At 42.2% G+C, this 19,227-nt stretch carries 18 protein-coding genes; 12 read left to right on the forward strand and 6 right to left on the reverse strand.

The features are described 5' to 3' along the window. Positions 1-5 precede the first annotated feature (5 nt). Positions 6-2,147, reverse strand: a complete 2,142-nt coding sequence (locus BMY70_RS01415) for an alpha/beta hydrolase family protein (RefSeq protein WP_090331144.1) — start codon at positions 2,145-2,147, stop codon at positions 6-8. 246 nt (positions 2,148-2,393) lie between these two features. Here BMY70_RS01415 and BMY70_RS01420 point away from each other — a divergent pair, with 246 nt between their 5' ends. Then, positions 2,394-3,413 (forward strand): LacI family DNA-binding transcriptional regulator, encoded by a 1,020-nt coding sequence (locus BMY70_RS01420; RefSeq protein WP_090331147.1) that lies wholly within the window; start codon positions 2,394-2,396, stop codon positions 3,411-3,413. Between the two features lie 1,253 nt (positions 3,414-4,666). Here the strand turns inward: BMY70_RS01420 and BMY70_RS01425 are convergent. The 5 genes from BMY70_RS01425 to BMY70_RS01450 all read right to left on the reverse strand — a co-directional run bounded on the left by BMY70_RS01425 (position 4,667) and on the right by BMY70_RS01450 (position 11,473). Further along, positions 4,667-7,357, reverse strand: coding sequence for an ABC transporter permease (locus BMY70_RS01425; RefSeq protein ID WP_090331150.1), 2,691 nt, complete (start codon positions 7,355-7,357; stop codon positions 4,667-4,669). Positions 7,358-7,378: 21 nt separating this feature from the next. Then, a complete protein-coding gene (locus BMY70_RS01430) occupies positions 7,379-7,726 on the reverse strand; it encodes a PadR family transcriptional regulator (RefSeq protein WP_090331153.1) in 348 nt (115 codons plus the stop codon). A 1,545-nt stretch (positions 7,727-9,271) separates the two neighbouring features. Next, positions 9,272-9,655: a hypothetical protein gene (locus BMY70_RS01440; RefSeq protein WP_090331158.1), complete on the reverse strand. Its 384-nt coding sequence runs from the start codon at positions 9,653-9,655 to the stop codon at positions 9,272-9,274. Positions 9,656-9,719: 64 nt separating this feature from the next. After that, on the reverse strand, positions 9,720-10,643 hold the full coding sequence (locus tag BMY70_RS01445) for a helix-turn-helix domain-containing protein (RefSeq protein WP_374754686.1): 924 nt from the start codon (positions 10,641-10,643) through the stop codon (positions 9,720-9,722). A gap of 56 nt (positions 10,644-10,699) precedes the next feature. Next, positions 10,700-11,473, reverse strand: a complete 774-nt coding sequence (locus BMY70_RS01450) for an SDR family NAD(P)-dependent oxidoreductase (protein WP_090331164.1) — start codon at positions 11,471-11,473, stop codon at positions 10,700-10,702. A gap of 390 nt (positions 11,474-11,863) precedes the next feature. On the opposite strand from BMY70_RS01450, the gene BMY70_RS01455 reads away from it, so the two are divergent. The 11 genes from BMY70_RS01455 to BMY70_RS01505 all read left to right on the forward strand — a co-directional run bounded on the left by BMY70_RS01455 (position 11,864) and on the right by BMY70_RS01505 (position 19,203). Continuing rightward, positions 11,864-12,670, forward strand: a complete 807-nt coding sequence (locus BMY70_RS01455) for an SDR family oxidoreductase (RefSeq protein WP_090331167.1) — start codon at positions 11,864-11,866, stop codon at positions 12,668-12,670. 79 nt (positions 12,671-12,749) lie between these two features. After that, entirely contained in the window at positions 12,750-13,661 is a 912-nt protein-coding gene (locus BMY70_RS01460) for a helix-turn-helix domain-containing protein (protein ID WP_090331170.1), read from the forward strand. A gap of 68 nt (positions 13,662-13,729) precedes the next feature. Then, on the forward strand, positions 13,730-14,308 hold the full coding sequence (locus BMY70_RS01465; RefSeq protein WP_090331173.1) for a TetR/AcrR family transcriptional regulator: 579 nt from the start codon (positions 13,730-13,732) through the stop codon (positions 14,306-14,308). A 36-nt stretch (positions 14,309-14,344) separates the two neighbouring features. After that, positions 14,345-14,956, forward strand: a complete 612-nt coding sequence (locus tag BMY70_RS01470; protein ID WP_090331176.1) for a hypothetical protein — start codon at positions 14,345-14,347, stop codon at positions 14,954-14,956. 58 nt (positions 14,957-15,014) lie between these two features. Continuing rightward, a complete protein-coding gene (locus BMY70_RS01475; protein ID WP_090331179.1) occupies positions 15,015-15,797 on the forward strand; it encodes an SDR family oxidoreductase in 783 nt (260 codons plus the stop codon). 68 nt (positions 15,798-15,865) lie between these two features. Then, positions 15,866-16,642: an SDR family oxidoreductase gene (locus BMY70_RS01480; RefSeq protein WP_090331182.1), complete on the forward strand. Its 777-nt coding sequence runs from the start codon at positions 15,866-15,868 to the stop codon at positions 16,640-16,642. Positions 16,643-16,723: 81 nt separating this feature from the next. Then, positions 16,724-16,984 (forward strand): hypothetical protein, encoded by a 261-nt coding sequence (locus tag BMY70_RS01485; RefSeq protein WP_177196926.1) that lies wholly within the window; start codon positions 16,724-16,726, stop codon positions 16,982-16,984. A 9-nt stretch (positions 16,985-16,993) separates the two neighbouring features. Next, positions 16,994-17,314, forward strand: a complete 321-nt coding sequence (locus tag BMY70_RS01490; protein WP_090331184.1) for a nucleoside triphosphate pyrophosphohydrolase family protein — start codon at positions 16,994-16,996, stop codon at positions 17,312-17,314. 626 nt (positions 17,315-17,940) lie between these two features. Further along, positions 17,941-18,306 (forward strand): VOC family protein, encoded by a 366-nt coding sequence (locus BMY70_RS01495; protein WP_090331186.1) that lies wholly within the window; start codon positions 17,941-17,943, stop codon positions 18,304-18,306. 2 nt (positions 18,307-18,308) lie between these two features. Next, positions 18,309-18,755, forward strand: a complete 447-nt coding sequence (locus BMY70_RS01500) for an EVE domain-containing protein (protein ID WP_090331188.1) — start codon at positions 18,309-18,311, stop codon at positions 18,753-18,755. Further along, entirely contained in the window at positions 18,739-19,203 is a 465-nt protein-coding gene (locus tag BMY70_RS01505; protein ID WP_090331191.1) for a MarR family winged helix-turn-helix transcriptional regulator, read from the forward strand. Before BMY70_RS01500 ends, BMY70_RS01505 begins: the two co-directional genes overlap by 17 nt. Positions 19,204-19,227 lie beyond the last annotated feature (24 nt).

A 19,227-nucleotide genomic window follows, 5' to 3' on the forward strand; every position in this document is an offset into this window, starting at 1 on the left:
TTACTTTATTTAAAAGTGACAGAACCCGTTTGCCCGTAGTTCTTTTTTACTTTTTCAAATTCAGATTTTATCTCTTCAAGCTTCTGCGCAGCTATAGTTTCTCCTGACATCGTAACCGGTTTTTCAAAAACGACCGACGTTTGAGCCAAAGCAGAAACCAATGAAATATCACCCCACTTTAAAATTCCCGGCACATGAAGCGCCATATTGAAAAAATCAACGGACTCACGCTTGTTAAACTGATAACTTACCAGGCTTCCCCTGACAACGATCGCTTCTTTTCCTTTATAAAGCGCTGCATACAATAAAGCGGCGATGCCGGCTTCCTTATCCGCAAGAAGCGTTATATCAGTTTCGGGTGACTGAGTTTTCACAAACCCAACCGCGATGTTAATTTCTTGCACCCATTTGCCCATCACCGTTTCGCCAAGCCATAATGAAGCTCTTGCAAGGGTATGAAAAGGCGGAAGGCTTTTTTCGTAAGCCAGTGTTGCAGCAGACTGACTTTCCCCGGTTCCCCAAAGATCCATAACTAAAATTCCTTTCCCCTCGCTGGCAAACCTTTCCAGTTCGTCCGGACTCATCATTTTTTTCCCCTGCGGATTTAAGACAATGACGTATTTATTTTTTCCGGCAGCGGGTTTTTTTAATAAAACAGGGATCAAATGATGCGTGGAGGTTTCCAGAGCGATCCTTTGCCAGTCGTTAGAAACTTCATAGGTGTGGGTATTGATTAGGGCCGCATCTTCTGAAATTTTCACTAGCTGTCGCAGCTCACTTCTTTTCTTTTCAGCATCTGCGGATACGGTCTTAAGTGCCAGATTTCTCAGTTCACTTCCTCTTTTTCTGCTGTAATCCGCTATGCTTTCAACCGATGTATCTCTTTTACCGACCTGGTAAACCATTAGATCCTTCTCCGCTAAAAGCTCGAATGGAATTTCCTTTTTCGCCGCGCCGGTCCCTTTATTTTTCAAATGCAGATCAAAGTATCCAAGCATTGTTTCTCTCATCTCCGGCCAGTAACCGTGTCCGGTATTAAAGAGCTGATAACTGATTTTATCAAGTGCGCCCAGCATATCAAATACCTGCAAAGCATTTTCATAACTTCTGAGCATTTCTGCCGGAATGAATGCCGGGTTCGTATCATGCAAAGCACTGGCCATTTTCAAAGCACGCGGTGCAATCATGGCCAGCACACCTGCTTCTTCGGTAAATGTAAGACCTTCCGGCAAAAGCTCACAGACGCAGTTGCTGCGCATGATGTAGGCTTCGAAAGTGCCAACACTTACCACAGGCATACATGCTTTTACGCGTTCATCCAGTGCCGAAAGCCACATGGTTTGATTTCCTCCCCCGCTTGCTCCGGTTGCTCCTATCTGGTTCTTATCGACATAGGGAAGTGAGCTTAAAAGGTCGACCCCTCGGATGTTGTCCGAGATCTGTACGCCCATCAGCGTTTCACCTAAGTTCATGATGGATGCGCCAAGATTTGAGCCGTGATATTCATGCACGCCGTGAACCGTAGTGCGCTCACCCGATCCCCAAGCGTCTATAACCAGACAAACATAACCATTCAAAGCCAGCGTATGGCCCAGGGACTGCACCACCTCATTGCTTTTACCGTTGGGCCAATGCCCGTGCATAGCAATTACGGCCGGGAAACTTCCTTTACCTTTTGGCACATACAGATTAGCCGTAGCATAAATTCCCGGTCGCGTTTGAAAAATAATGTTTTTGACCGAATAACCTTGAAGCTGGTGTGTCCTGGTTTCTTTGTAGTTTAAGGCAAGTTCGTGATTGATGACGGCACCGGATTTTTCAAGAATTTTCCCGGTAAGCGTTTTTTTATAATCAGTCCAACCGACTTTGTTTTGCGGCAGCTGATGTTTTCTATAATGCAAAACCGCCTTCTGCCGAAAATCTTTTTCAATCAGATCTATGTTATCACCACCAAAGACAGCCGGCAAACTATCGGTTTTACTTGTCATAACTTTTTCAGCCTGCTTTGCCTCTAACACAAAACAGTTCATCCAAACATAGAGAAACAGGATACCTCTTAAAATCGACTTGTTCATCAGCAGAAAATCAGGACGTTTTCGTGATAGATATGACCCTTCAAAACGCCCCCGAAATCTTCCGTATAACATATTGACCGTTTTTGTTGAATCCAGTTAATGCCATTTTTTATATTAGCATTTTCAATATTACAACGATTTTATATTGAACGAAGCATCAATACAGATAAATAGTAGCGAGAACGTTAACGAAAACTATAATAGAAAGGGAAAATTTATATTGTTACAAACCTGTACATTAAAGTATATTTCTATTCATCCAACACTAAGCAGATAATTTGTACTTTCGGCTTTAAATAAATAATACTAAGAAGCATCATGCGCCGCAGATACATAACCATCAAGGATATTGCAAAAGCACTTGACATTTCGGTTGCCACAGTGTCACGGGCGCTCAGGGATACCTATGACGTAAATTCTCAGACGCGTCAGAAGGTTTTGGCCATGGCCAATGAGCTGAACTACAAGCCTAACTTTAACGCCACGGGCCTGGTCAAAAGAAGTACGCACAACATCGGCGTGATTATACCGGCTATTACAAATTATTATTTTTCCACAGTTATTACTGGTATCCAGGAGGTGGCAAAAGATCATGGATTTAACCTGATTCTTTTTCTAACGAATGACTCGCCGGAGGTAGAAATTAAGATCGTTGAAGATTTATCGGTGAGCAGCCTGGACGGTATACTGGCTTGTGTATCCGCCCATGAAAATAATTACGCACATTTCATTGAGATCATTGATGACGGGCTTCCCGTCGTATTTTTTGACCGGGTGGCCGATAACATTACGGCTTCAAAAGTAATGCAGGATGACTATAACGGGGCTTTCGCTGCGGTGCAGCATCTGATCGATTGCGGATATAAAAGAATTGCGCACATTACCGGCCCAAAGGACCTGCTTCTGACACAAAAGCGGCTTAGCGGCTATGAACATGCCCTTAAGATAAACAATCTGACCATTGATCCTTCACTGATTATTCACTCGGGCTTTTCGCAGGCCGACGGGATCAGTGATATTTCACTGCTATTTGCTCAGAATACTCAGGCTCCCGATGCTATTTTTGCCGTAAATGACAGAAAGGGAATCGGAGCGATTTTAGCCTTAAAGCAAAAGAATATTTTAATTGGAAAAGAAATTGGTGTAATCGGATTTACCAATGACCCGATTTGCGAAATTATCTCGCCCACCTTATCGACAGTTGCAGAACCTGCTTATGAAATCGGGAAAACAAGTTGTTCTTTGCTTTTAAAACATATTAATAAAGCCGCCTTTGCTGCTCAAAATGTTACGCTTTCTGCAGAACTAATTGTTCGTGAATCCACCCAGAGAGGCTAAGAAAAGTATCACTGAACAATGGATCATACGTTATTCAAACTCCTATCTGCGCGACTTCATAAAGCTCTAGACAATTTACAACACTTAACAAAGCGACTACTCCGGTGGAAAAAATAAAGTCAATTGAAGCTTCCTGTTCATTCGTCTGGTGTAATCCTATTGAAATAGATTTCACCGCTAAAAGAAGAAAAAATAAACTGCAGTAGAAAATGTATCTAAGGATTTACATATCACGGTTCGAGCTCTGCACCGCGCATCAGTGGCAAGTGAAAGTTTGATACGGCTCGGCCTATCAGCCACGAATTCGCTTCTGCAAACAACCGCCGATTACATCCGGGGCCTATGTAAGCCGGAAGGCCTAACCTGGAAAAGCATATTTAAATCCTTACAATACCTGAGTCGGCCGAAAAAGTAATAATTAACGGTTAACACTAAACCTACAAAAGACGCCTGCCAATACTTTTTGTAACCTTTGGGTATGTCTGTTCCTTAACAATGCCATGATTAATCATGCACAAACTAGTTTACAACCACTGAGCAGTAAGCGTGCACAACAATTTACCACCCGGGACACATTGTTTGCAATACCGCATATAAACCTTGATGAGTGGCGGGACAAGCCTTATCGCCATCGCTGTGTATGGCGGTTTCAACGGCATAGGCGCGCGTCTATAATTATATTTCCCGCCGAGAGATCGCTATCAGGAACGCTTTTTTACGGTCATTACTTCTTTTTCCGATAACGAAAATCTCGCACAGAGAGCTTATGGGGAGCAAGATAAAATAGGTTTTGCCATCACACACGGCTCTTACTTCATTGAAACAACTGGTGGTGGGCCCGTCGACTTGACTAAACCTGAGTTGAACGAGCCCACCTTGGATGCTTTAGCGTAAACGACGCAACCGCCCAATTTCCCAAAGTGATTTCTACCGAAATATATGGCGACAAACTGCTGTATTGCTACGCGTTTGGAGAATGTGGTGGTAAATACTGCACGGTGGGCAGCATTGAAAATACGACCGGCGTTTGGGATCGCGTGATCCCATATGTGCTGGGTTCACCTATGCCAATAACTAACGTTTTTTCCGTCCGCATGCACGCCATGCGAATCTTGAAAGACAAATCTACTGTAAATATTGACGCATTAGAACCTAGTGGAAGCGGGAATATGCACGTAGGCTTAAACGAGGAGAAAGCGACTCTTAGTGAGGTCACAAAGATGGGAGATAAATCAACAAGATCATGTATTAAGCTACTCATTCCGCAAATTCTTCACAGGATCCATCATGGCAGCTTTGATTGTTTGAAAACTCACTGTGATTAGGGTAGTCAAAATAGCCCCAAAACCTGCAATTAAGAACATCCACCAGTCAATACCAATTCGGTAAGGATAGCTTTGAAGCCACTTGCCGAGACTATACCAGGCGATGGGCGACGCAACAAAAAAAGAGAAACTCACAAGCTTTACAAAATCACTTGACAACAAAGTCACAATTTCAGCGACAGATGCTCCTAAAACCTTACGAATTCCAACTTCTTTTTCGCGCTGTTCTGCTGCTTGAACGACTAATCCAAAAATACCCAATGCAGAAAGAAACATGGTAAGAGTACTGAAAAATACGAACAATTGCTGTAGTTTGCTTTCGGCTTCATATTGTTTAGTTAATAAATCTTCCACAGAATTTATTTCAAGAAGTTTTGCCGCAAAGAACTTCTTCCAAAGTTTTTTCAAAGAAGCATTGACATTGGTTTCCATTCCTGGTTTTGTCCGGATAAGCATGCTACCGTATTGAGCTGAACGTTGCGCTATGATAACCGTCGGTTTGATGGTTTCGTAAAGCGACTCATTATTAAAATTCTCAATAACACCAATTGGGACTGTGCTTGCATTCTTAATCTGAATGCCAAGTTCTTTTATATGTAGGATTTTTGCCGCAGATTCTGTGAGCAACGAGCTTTGTCGCGATTGCTCTTCCTCATATTTTTTCCAGTTCACTTCCCGTAAGGAATCTGCATTAAGGACATCAGCACCATATTTTAGGTCAAATGTTCTTCCCCTGACCAATCTCAATCCGAGCGTTCGGGGCAAATCAATATCACCGGCAATGTACCATACCTTTACCTTATTCTTTTGATTGGCCGGATCTTCCACATCCTGGCTCATAAATCCGGCTCCCCCAGTCGGTAACCATTGACTGATGCTTGAACTGACTACCCCAGGAATTTGGTTGACTTCATTTTTGAAAGCTTCACTTTTACCCTCCCAGGATACACCTCCGATTGTTAACAGGTTATTTTTATTATAACCTAAATTTTTGTTTTCCATATAACTGAGTTGCTGCCGAACCACAATCGTAGCAAACAGAACCACAATAGAAATAGTAAACTGTGTGATGACCAGCCCCTTCCGAAGCCAGTTTTGTCTCGATATGGATGTAGAAATCACACCACGGATGGTATCTGTGGGTTTAAGTCCTGAAATCATCCAGGCAGGATAAAATCCTGTAAATAAACAGGTAAGGAAGATCACACCAATAGCACTTGCTGCCAATGAAGGATTCGAAGTGAAGGTTTGCACCAGTTTGTGACCCAGGAAAGATTCAACCGATTTTAAGGAAAAGTAGTAAACAAGAATGGCTGCCGAAAACGAGATGCCGAAAAGTAAAAATGTTTCTGCCAGTATTTGCATCATCAACTGATAACGAGAGCCACTTAATATTCGTCTTATACCCGTTTCCTTTAATCTGGAAAATGCCCGGGCAGTACTCAGGTTCACAAAATTGACGCAAGCAATAAATAACAATAACAATGCTACGCCTGCAAAAATATGGATCGTACGTGCACTTCCTTTAATTTTCTGGTTTTGTGCAAAGTCAGAATTCAAATAAATGTCTTGCATCGGTTGAAATTCGAAGGTCTGGTCCCGATCATCCTTCATCACGCGTGAATACCATGAATTCACTCTTGCCTGAAACTTGTTCATATCCGTTCCGCGCTTCATCAATAGATAATTCTGGGAGAATTCAGACGCACCATCTGTACTAAATGTTAAAACTCTATTCTGCTGCACCTGTATCACGTCTGCCCTTAGATGCGAATTATAAGGAAGATCTTCCATTACACCCGTAATCAGATATGGATTTGCTTTGTCTCCATATGATGGCGTGTCATAAATGATTTTACCAACAGGGTCCTGATTTATGAAAAACTTATTGCGGAAGGTTTCTGAAATGACAATATTTTTGTTGCCCGCCTGGTACAGACTTGGATTGCCGGACAACACCTTTACATCCAGCATCTGCCAAGCGGTGGTATCCATCCGAAGCACATTGGTTTTAACCCCGTTCATTTCTCCTTTCGTCAGATTCAAATAAGAAGTTCCCTGCGATATGCTGGAGTAGTTTTCCACTTCTGGATAATTCTTTTTTAGTTCAGCCGCCAGACTTGAATTGGAATAAGAACCGCGTTCATACATACCTTCTCCTCTTTTATCTATAGTCACTATACGGTATAGATCATTGCTTCTTGCCCATTGTTTATCGTACGAAAGGCTGTCGATCACCACAGTTGCTACCATCATACAAGCCCAAAGGCCAATAGTGAGGCCCACCAGATGTATGAATGAGTAGCCTTTATTTTTAATCAAAACCCGGGAGCCGATTTTAAAGTAGTTTCCTAACATAATGAAGTTGAAAAAAAGTTGGGGGGATTGAGATAATTTTTGTCTCTTTATGATGCTTGGGCGGATCAGACCCACCACTTCTCTTCTATACAGCGCACTTGCTTTTTTAGCCCCAAAACGGCAGACACGTAATGCGTAGCGTTCATGAAGATCGCCGATAAGTGTCTCGCGTAAATGTGGCGCGCAGATCCAGCGGGCAAAACGGTCCAGCCATTTTGGTGGTTGTGGAATTTCTTGTCTTGAATAATTCTTGAATGACATAAGTGACTAGAGTTAAAGTTTTCAGGAAAGATCAAGTCCGACTTTTGATAGAACCTCTGGTAAAATCCGATCCCATAAATTATTACGAACCGCCCTTGTCTCCTTTAAAATCCGCACACCATATGTTGTTATCGTGAAAAGCCTTTTCCTTCGCCCGCCGCGTTCAGGAGTTGCTTCGCCGAAGGACGAACTCAGATAACCCTTATCTTCTAACCTTTGTAATGCAGCATGAACTGCTCCGGTACTGACTGAATATTTTGTTTCCTTTTCCAGCTCTTCGGCAATTACAACAGCATAAGCTTTGGGCGACATCGCAGCAACGGCAAGCAGTACTATTTCCTCAAATTCTCCCAGATCGCTTCTTCTCATACGTCCGTATTTTTACTTGATTCCTCTATATCATCTATTTTGGTATATTAAATCCATGCCTGATATTTTAAGTTGCGAAAGGAAGTTGTAAACGGCATTTTAGGAAGCTAGACTATTTGAACTTTGTTCGTTTTCGGACAGGGTTTGTTCGCCAATGAACAGGTGTGAAAAGTTTTAGCGGGATATAACTAGTTTCTAATGGTAAATGCAGTAGTAGGATTACGATAAATTAGGTTTGTTTCTTCATTTTCGAAATGGATAAGTATCTAAACTTATTAGTAAAACTTAATTCCTCACTAATTGCAAAAAAATGCCCCTCAATTTACTGCCCAAGAACTTATGCATGTCATAAAAAACGGTGATTTTTAGAGATTTGAGATTAAGAGTTAATGTTCCGGGAAATCAGGTTTTCGTGAAATCCTCTATGCTTGATAATCAATGTTATCTTAAGTGATTATTACGGGAACAAGGGGGAAGTGAAGTTTTGAAAAGTTCTTGGTATAGTACAAGGAGAACGCACTTTTCCCATTTGTGTTACAGACCTGTAACTGTATTGGGAAAGACGATAAAACTATTTGGAGGAAATGCTCCATATGATCTCTCGATCATCAATATCAGATTGAATAGGGCAGTTATTATTTTTGAATTCACAGAATAAGGTACCATCACAGTTGTAATATGCAGGTGCATAATCGACGCCAGGACAGCAGATGCCTATTTCAAATATTATCTCGCCATGAACCTGCCCCCGAGCGATGTAAAAGCATCCTGAAAAGTTAGTAGAACATGAACCTTTACTACTATAGGCTTCCAACTCACGTATTTTTTCCTTGAGCCAAGTTGAATTTTTTAATACATTATCACTTTTACAATCCTTATTATCAATATTCCTTGGCTCAGTTTGTTGACAGGATGCTCCAACAAATACTAAAAATGAGAGGTAGTACAAGAATTTGATCATAGTAGGTATTAATTTCTATAGATGACTCATTCAAGCCTCAGAACGTTGTAATAGATAAAAATAAGTTTTAAAAAACCTGCGTTTATAGATGCCAGAAAACGGACGATTCATTATTGGCTTAAACCAGGCAAAAACTCTATTCGATTAATTGTTTTAGCAATATGGATCGATCGTGGATATTGCAAAACTCTAATAAATCGGAATAGCATCATCATTTATTTTATTGAAATAAATGATGATAGCTCTCGAAAGGAAATATACCAACTAAAACAATGCTTTTCTATATCGATTAGAAGATTGTATGGAGAATTCGGACGCGTAGACCATATGATTCCGTGACAGATTGACCATCAAAAGAATATTACTCCCCATATGCTAAATAATGTTAAATCATTTACTTACACCGGCCAATTCCAAGCAAAAAGCCCTACCCTCAATTTCCAAATTTTGGTGATCATTGGCTCCGAATTCTTCACTTTATCACCAAAACTGACAATTGTATCTTTTAGAAGGCGTATTAATATGACCAATGATTTTTTGCAGAAGGATTTACGACTGTAACTTCATTTCCCGTCAAATAAAGGTTACCGCTGTCGTTTAGTAATATCCCGTCCGCACCTTTCTATTTTCGCCGACCCTGAAAAGCGCAGAATCCTGTACCCGGCCCATGGGGAAGGTTTCGTTTCGGTAAAGATGCAAGCGTAACCACTAGTACGATTAACGCGGCGGACAAGAGCATGCGGTACATGCGGGTTGACGAAAAAGAGTGCGGTCCCTTTGATCTCCAGTAACTGACCACCATAATTAATGGTCATGTCGCCTTTGACCAAACCCATTTTGTAAAGGTCGCGCCGTCCAGCTTTGACCGAGACCTCTGTTGATTCCGGAAGGGCATGAACTTTAAAACCTGTAAGTCGAAAGTCCACTTCATTCAGTCCGGGTTTTCCAGTTTTTTCTTCATTTAACATGAGCCAAAGTTAATAAAATCAATCCTTTGCCATTCTCACTATTACTGCCTTTGAACGAATGTTTTTATGTAAATGAAGCCCTAAACTCCATCGGAGATTGATTGGTTTTGTTTTTAAATAGCTTGCTGAAACTTTGCGAATGTTCAAAACCGAGCTCATAGGCAATTTCGGACATGCTTAGCTGCGTCGTGGTCAGCCGCTCTTTGGCTTTCTCGATTAATTTTTCGTGGATATACTGCTGGGCATTCTGCCCAATCAGCGAACGGAGCATATCGCTTAGGTAACCCGGCGAAAGGTTCAGTTTTTCAGAGAGAAATTGAACGGTAGGAACCCCGTCATGCAGGGATTGCTGGCTGTTCAAATAGGTATCAAGTATGGCTTCCGTTTTCGACAGGATATCATCGTTGACCATCTTGCGGGTAATGAACTGCCGCTTGTAGTAGCGGTTAACATAGCTCAACAGCAATTCGATATGGGCGATCATGAGCTCCTGACTGAATTCATCCACACGGCTGTTGAGTTCCTGCTCCATGTGCCTGTAAATCGAAAGGATATTTTCCTTTTCCGTGTCGGATAAATGCAGTGCTTCATTCGCTGAATATGCGAAATAGCCATATTGCCTGATCTTACTTGCCAAAGGATGGCCCAGTAAAAAATCGGGATGTATGAGCAGGATGTAACAATAGGTCTTGCTATTATAATCTGTGCTGCCCACTAATTGGTTAGGCGCCAGAAACAGCATGCTTCCTTCGTCGAAATCATAGTAATCCCGGCCGTATTTCAGCCTTCCGTTGTTATCGGTGATGAAGGTGATCTTATAAAAGCTAAGCACGTCGTAGATTGGCGCCATGCTTGTATTGAAGGGATTGCGCTCGTTGAAATGAACAAGGCTGATCAAAGGATGCTGGGGTTTGGGCAAGCCAAAGGCCTCATGCGTTTCCGATATCGTTATGAACCGTATCAATTTCTCTTCCTTAGTTTTCATCATGTAAATATACCAAAAGCCCGTGACTGTTTCCAGCCACGGGCTTTAACCTCTTACAATCACCACGGAACAATATTGTCTGCTCCGGCATAATGAGCGGGTCCCGTAAAACTTCCTGTCGGCAGGTCTTCTGACAAGGCCACCCTTATTGGTTCTATAGACCCTTCTTCCACCGTATCGGTCCCCTGGAAATTATTGAGTGCCGTTGCGGTAAAACCAGGACTTACCAGGTGTACTTTGATATTGGTATCCGCTAAATCGATGGCCAGAGAAAGGAAAACGCCATTAAGCGCAGTTTTGGATGCCCCATAAACCACATCGAAAGCTGCACGATATGGATTAGCTGGATTGGCATTCATAGTGAGCGAGCCGAGCGCGCTCGACACAGTCACGATCCGTGCTTTTTCAGCCTTCCTCAATAGAGGTAAAAAGGCTTGTGTCACGGCAAGTGTACCAAACACATTCGTTTCCCAGACCGTTTTCATTTCGTCGATCGGTGCGATACTGGCGCGTTGAGCTCCAAGAACCTCTTCCATAGTGCGTCCAGGCTCCCCCGCATTCGAGATGGCTGCGTTATTGACCAGCAGCGTCAGGTATCCGGCTTCGCTTTGAATTTGTCTTACTGCTGCATCGATGGATTGGGAATCCGTTATATCTAATTGAATGGCTTTTGACTGCTTGCCGATCTGGATAACGGCAATCTGCCCCTTGTCGTTGTTTCTGGAACCGACGTAAACGGTATAGCCTTCATCAGCAAGTGATTTAGCAATCTGGTATCCCACGCCTGTATTTGCTCCTGTTACCAGAGCCACCTTGTTTTTTTCTGTCTGCATATCATTTTAATTTTTACACAGCAAAGTTCCGCGGTGATGACACAGCGCTTGTAGCCGAAACAGGAAATATTGTAGCCAAATTGAGGGTGCATTCAGTATTGTCCTTTTAAGCTTTTTTTATGTTAAGTGATAGTCCTCGGGGCTATTGATCGCGAACAATGGAAAATGAACAAAATGATTCCCCCAAATTTCACCCGCTTCTTATTAATAAATTAATCGCTGATGCATCAGCACGCCATCACACAAAGCAGTAGTTCATACATTGGTTTTAGGCCAAATAGCAAATTCCAGCTATTAACATCGTCATTTTGGCTTACAATATTTCCTATTCGATTAATTCCAGCCGTTCTGTAATGCTGAATTTTGCATCGTACAATTAAAACAAAGATTATGCAAAAGACAATTTTCATCACAGGAGCTTCTTCCGGTCTTGGTAAAGCAACCGCTAAATTCTTCCAGGCAAGTGGCTGGCATGTAATCGCAACGATGCGGAAAACCGATGCGGAAAAAGAGCTAAGTGAACTTCCGAATATAACCTTGGTTGAATTGGATGTTACTGATACTGAAAGATTACAGAAAACAATTTCTGAGATTCTGAAATCCTATTCCGTGGACGTGGTACTGAACAATGCTGGATACGGTCTGATTGGTCCGTTGGAAGCTTTAACAGATGAGCAGATCCAGGCCCAAGTCCAGACCAATCTATGCGGTGTTATTAACATTACCAGAGCATTTCTTCCTTATTTCAGGAAAAAGAAAAGCGGTACCTTCATTAACATCACCTCAACTTTTGGGCTTTTAGGATACCCCACCTGCTCCATTTATAATGCGACCAAATTTGCTGTTGACGGTTTCTCAGAAGGTCTGGCTTATGAACTTGCTCAATTCGGGATCAAAGTAAAAATAGTAGCCCCGGGAGGAATGCAGACGGATTTTGCAGGAAGATCTATGCAGGGAGGAATGCACGAAGCATATAGTCAGCTGGTGGCAAAAGTAAGTGAGGGTTATAGCGAGCAGCAGCTTGCCCGGTACACAAAAGCAGAGGACGTAGCCAGTATTATTTATGATGCAGCCAACGATGGGGAAAACCAACTTAGGTATATCGCCGGCAACGATGCGATTACCCTGTATGAGCAACGCCTGGAACTAAGCCCCGAAGGACAATTCGAAAAAATCCGCGCACAGTTCATTTTTTAAACCTGTAAAGTCTTTCCTGTGCAGGCCTTTACAGGTTTAGATAGGAAATGCTTTATCTGAATTACTTAAATTTGTGAACATGAAAAAAAATCCGGTCGTATTTGATTCTTTATCACAGCTCCATAAAGCGATGGGGCAGCCCGCTCCGTCTCATCCGCTTATCAGCATCATGAATTATGGAGAGGCGCAGTTTGATCCCAAAGATTTCGAACAGGGCATTATCCTGAACTTTTACAAAATATCTTTCAAAACCGGTTTTTCCGGAAAACTCAAATACGGCCAGGGATTCTACGATTTTGAAGCGGGCGGAATGTCGTTCATTGCGCCGGGACAGTTATTAAAAATGCAGGACGAAGAGGCCGATTACAGTGGTATGACGCTTCATATTCATCCTGATTTCCTTCGGCCTTATCCATTAAACTCAGCCATCAGACAATATGGCTATTTCAGTTATTCTGCGGCAGAAGCATTATATCTTTCCGAAAAAGAAAAATCGACAATTCTGAGCATATACCGCCTCATTCAGGATGAGCTCTGCGAGCGTATCGATAAATTCAGCCAGGATGTGATCATTTCACAAATAGAAGTGCTCCTTAATTATGCCAACCGCTTTTACGACCGGCAGTTTTTGACCAGAAAGGCCGTAAACAATGACCTGCTTGCCAGACTGGAACAGCAGTTGGAAGACTATTTTAATGAGGACAAGTCATTGCTAAAAGGGCTTCCTACAGTAAACGATATAGCAGAAAAACTGAATGTTACGCCGCGTTATCTGAGCGATCTGCTGCGAAATCTTGTTGGGTTGAATACGCAGCATTTCATCCACGAAAAAGTGATCGAAAAGGCCAAGCAGTATCTTGCAAAAGATGAATTGACCATCGCCGAAATTGCCTATCATTTAGGCTTCGAGCATCCGCAGTCATTCAACAAACTCTTTAAAAATAAAACCTTGTTTTCTCCATCGGACTACAAAAAAAGTCTGCTGAATTAGTAGAGAGAGACTTAATTATTAAATTCTGAAATGGATGTTTCAGATATTTTCATATCTTTGCTTTCATTATGGCAAGAAACGTAGAATTTGACGAACAGTTAGCCGTTTCCAAGGCAATGGATGTCTTTTGGAAAAAAGGCTATAACGGTACCACAATGAGGGACCTGACAGAGGCGATGGGTATTAACAGCAGTAGCCTCTACAATACGATCGGCGACAAACACGAACTTTTTGTCAGGAGCTTAAAGCACTATACAGAGTCAAGAATGAGAGCTGCTTTAAAGCAGCTGGAGCCTATCAAATCACCGATAAAAGCGATCGAGAAATATATTCAATCTGCCGCTTACGTCATTACAAATGAAGCTGATAGTTGCCTGGCCATTAAAACCACTTTTGAAATTGCCTCAACAGATAAGCAGGTGCAGCAGATCATAAAAGCGGACAATGATTTTACTTATAACCTGCTAATAAGTTTAGTGGAAAGAGCCATTGAAAAAGGAGAAATAAAAGTAAGCCAGGACGCAGCAATGCTGACGGACTACATCATCAACCACTTTACGGGCTGGCATGAATCCTTTATCATTCACAAGGACAAATCACGGATCAAGCATATGGCTGCATTCTTAATCAAGCAGATAAGCCAGTAATTTTTTATTTAAATCTGAAACAAACGTTTTATAATTATGGATTTACGCCAGCAATACAAGAGCTACTACACGGCAAGGGAACAGCCTGAGGTGGTGGAAATAGAACAAGCAAGCTATGTTTCCATTCTTGGAAAAGGAAGCCCGGGAACGGCAATTTTCTACGAAAAGAAAAAAGCTATAAAAGAATTTGTAACCGCACTGGAGAAAAATCACGCTGAAACGGATTTTGCATTTTCAAGCAGCGTGGTGGAAATATTCTACTGGTTTGACCAGGAGAAAGTCGGCTATGTAGATATCGGAAATTTCTACACAACAGTAGATCTGGATTTTCTTCAATACCGGATTGCAATCCGGATTCCGGATTTTATCACCATTGAACATATCAAACAAGTTGCCGGGCAAAAACAGGATATTCCTTTTGCCGGGGACTTTGAGCTTTTCACTTATACGGCTGGGACTTGTGTGCAGCTTCTTCATGTAGGTCCTTTTGCTGGCGAGCTGGATACGCTCCCCGTTCTGCAAAAATTTGCGACCAGTAACGGTTTTAGAAAATCCGGTATGCATCACGAAATTCACTTAACTCATTTTGAACCGGGACAAAGCCAGCAGCATCTGCAGACCATCCTGCGTGATCCTGTTACAAGATAAGCATAAATTTTTTACACAAATCTGAAACAAATGTTTCAATAATAATAAAGAATCCAACATGGAAAAATCAGCGAAAGAACTATCAGGTAAAATAGCCCTGGTGACCGGAGGAACAAAAGGAATAGGAAAAGCCATCGCAGAGAAGTTAGCCTTCGAAGGAGCAACCGTTGTGGTTACGGCACGAAAACCACCCGAAGGAAAAATTGAACATCATTTTATAGCCGCGGATTTTACAGATAGCAGCGATATAACTAGCCTTGCAGAAACCATGGTTCAGCAATACGGCATACCAGCAATTCTGATTAATAATGTTGGGGGCACTTCCTCTCCTGCGGGAGGTTTTCAGATGCTGAGTGACGAAGATTGGGGCAGGGATATTGAACTCAATCTAATGGCCTCTATAAGGCTGGATAAAGCCATTGTCCCCAAAATGATCGGCAACAAGTCCGGTGTGGTTATCCATATTTCATCGCTGAACGGCAAAATACCCTTGTACCAATCCAATTTTTCCTATGGGGTGATGAAATCAGCTTTAAACGCCTACAGTAAAACACTGGCTAATGAAGTGGCCGGACATGGAATACGGGTAAATACCGTTTCCCCAGGAATGGTCAGAACAACGGCCATGGAATCCTTTCTTCAAAGTTATGCAAAGTCTATCGGTAAAACCGTAACAGAAGCAGCTCAACAGATCATGGATGGCCTTGGCGGTGTCCCATTAAACCGGCTGGCCGAGCCAGAAGAAATTGCCAGCCTGGTGGCTTTTCTGGTATCGGACGGTGCTGCTTACATTACAGGAGCCAACATGCTCGCCGACGGCGGGACCTACCCGGCTGTTTAACAAGACGATCATCAAGAAAAAAATTTGAAAAATCTGAAACAATTGTTTCAGTAATCAATTAATTTAAAATGGAAAAAGAACTAACCGGGAAAGTAGCATTAGTGACCGGAGGAACAAAAGGTATAGGTAAGGCAATCGCCGATAGATTATCACAGGCCGGCGCTACTGTGATTGTAACTGCCAGAAACCACCCCGGAGATGAAAACCTGAAACATCATTTCATTGCCGCAGATATAACTATTTCAAGTGAAACCGATAAGATGGTGTGGGAAATTAATGAAAAGTATGGAGCGATCGATATTTTGGTCAATAACATGGGTGGATCCAGCAGTCCTTCCGGAGGATTTGGCGTTCTGACTGACAAACATTGGGAGAATGATATGCAGTTAAATTTGCATTCCGCAGTTCGCATTGACAGGGCCATTCTACCCCAAATGGTAGAAAAGAATAGCGGCGTTATTATCCATGTTTCGTCCATCACCGGTGCTCTGCCCGTCTATGAATCACTGGGCGCATACGCGGTAGCCAAAGCAGCCCTGAATAACTACAGCAAAAGCCTTGCGAAAGAATTTACACCAAAAGGTATACGTATTGCAGCCGTTTCGCCAGGTATGGTCAAAACCGATACCATGGATGCTTATTTACAATCATTAGCTGACACAACAGCTTCAAGCATTGAAGAAGTGACCCGGAATTTGATGAATTCCCTGGGCGGAATTCCGATGGGAAGAATGGCCCTTCCTGATGAGATAGCTGAACTGGTTGGTTTTCTAGTTTCTCCAAGAGCATCCTATATAACAGGAGTAAACTATATTATTGACGGAGGAGCAAATCCATCATTGTAATAATAAGATGATCATAAATGCACTTGGATTGAGCATATCACTCAATCCCTGATGCATTTTATAAGTAAGAAAACGACCGAAATGAAAGCAGAGAAAAAGATGCTCCTGTATGGAGCCACCGGGTATACCGGGAAAATCATTGCTGAAAGGGCAAAAGAATTAAACCTCGATTTTGATATCCCAGGACGTGATAAGGACAAGCTACTGTCTTTGGCCAACAAATTAAATGTTGGCTACCATGTATTTGACGTGGATGACCAGGAAGGTAAAATTGCTGGCACCTTTGATTTTAAATTCCGGGATAACAGGATTGTATTTGTGACCGCAAACTTAATTCACTAACATACAGATATGAGCAAAGAATATTTAGACGGCATTATCCGTCGGTCTTTAGAAATAAGAAATAAATACCATGAACTTGAACGCCTACATCATGGAAGCGAGTGGACGGTGGAAGAAGATGCGCTGGCCTACCTGACTGATGCCGGATTGGTGGGACGTAACATTATGTCCCAGCAGCAACGCTGGCCGAAAGCAGGTTCTCAGACAGAACTGGAACATAAGCTGGGTGAGAATATCTGGTGGTTGATTGTTTTGGCCAAAAGGTCTGGAATTGACATTAAGGATGCGGTTAACAACTTTTTAACTGAAACCGAGGCGATATTGAAATGACCAGGAGGACTGGTTTTTGTAAGAAGAAAAGAACATTCGTAGCACAGGCAGTAACCCTTTGATCTTTCCAATTATATTCTTGTAATGTTAAGACAAATCCTACCGACTGCCAGCCGAATATTTCATTTTTGCTGCCTGCCTCTCGATATTAATCTGGTGTCTGCTGATTTCAGGACAATACAAAGCAAATATACTAAAAAGATAAGGTTCCGGCAATCCAATCTAACTTCCCGTTGCGTAATTCGCTGTCGGTTCTATTCAACGACATTAGATGCATTACCTCTCGAAACATTTACATAGAAAGTATAGGGTGGTTTTGAAAGCTAATGAAGTGCTGTGATATTTTACGGAGAACTGCCAGCTTAGAATTCAGCTAAATTCGATCATTCTCGGTTCATTTAACCGTCGTTAAAATGTAATTGGGACTGTTGTCACAAATGTAGGTTTGTAGCTGATGAGTGCCTTTTGAAGCTTAATTTACTCTGAATCTGGCACCTTAAACTGTACTTCCAAATGAAGTAGATACACATACAAACCGTAGTATATATGTGGACATGGAAAAATAAAAATATTTGTGTTTTGTTGTCGTATATATTATATTTGCGACAACAAAAATCAGAAACATTATGAGAAAATTGGAATTTGCATCCCTTCAAGTGAGGGATATTGAGGCATCCAAAGCGTTTTATACGCAGAAATTAGGTTTCGAAGATTCCGGAATGCCTAACCCACATGCCTGTGTATTTCGTTACAACAAAGGTGAGTCAAGTTTTGCCATTCGTACCCCAATTGGTGACCTCGATGGAAAGGAGCTGGGTGTCGGCGTTGCAATCTGGTTCGCAATCGATGAAAAAATCGAGGATCTCCAGGCTCAGCTGCTTGCGAAGGATGTAACCCTGCTAGGGCCAATTCAGGAAACACCTTTCGGAAAAATCATCGTTGCCAAAGACCCAGACGGATACAAGCTAACCTTCCTTGAGACAGTTGAATAGATATGAACCGGGATACAAAATATTGGATCATAACGGCGTCAAAGGATCATGTCAAAAGCGCATTGATGCAGGGGATTGCCCAGACTTGCCACGGCAGTGCATCGCCTCTTAAACGTCTGCGCAAAGACGATGTCGTTATCTTCTATTCGGGAAAACAAACACTAGGAAAGCCACAGGCGTGTCAGCAGTTCACAGGAATAGGCAGGCTTATCGATGATGAAATCTACCAGTTCCAAGCGTCAGAGGATTTCTGCCCATCAAGACGCAAGGTTGAATTTTTTCCTGGCGAAGATACTTCCATTTTGCCGCTAATCCCTGGACTGAATTTTATTCAGGACAAGAAAAACTGGGGGTATCCGTTTCGTTTTGGTTTGTTCGAAATCGATCAGCACGACTTTGAACTGATTTCTTCACAAATGCTAGAAAAGAGCCATGTCCGAAAAGATTGAATTTCATTTTAAGAAACCCGAAGAAAGCCCGGGTTATCTTTTGGGGCAGTTAACCATGCTATGGCAAAGGAAACAAAAGCGTGTGCTGGATCCTTTGGATCTAACCTCTACCCAGTTTGCGTTACTCTGTGCCCTGGCCTGGCTATCCAGGGAGAGTGATAAAGTTACGCAGGTCGATATAGCTAATCAGGGCAATGCGGACAGGATGATGGTGTCAAAGGTCTTACGGACACTCGAAGAAAAAGAATTCATCACCCGCCATGATCACCCGACAGACACCAGGGCAAAGCTGATTAAGCTGACTACGAAAGGAGAAGTAGTACTTCAAAAAGCCATTATCTGCGTCGAAAACGCCGATTTGGAATTTTTCAACGAATTAGGAGCAGATTTGACTTCTTTTAATTCCACTATGCTGGCACTCATCAAACAAAATACAAAAGACGTTTAATCGGTCACTATCGGGACAAGCGAA

The organism is Dyadobacter koreensis (assembly GCF_900108855.1).
In the GTDB taxonomy this organism is placed as follows: Bacteria; Bacteroidota; Bacteroidia; order Cytophagales; family Spirosomataceae; genus Dyadobacter; species Dyadobacter koreensis.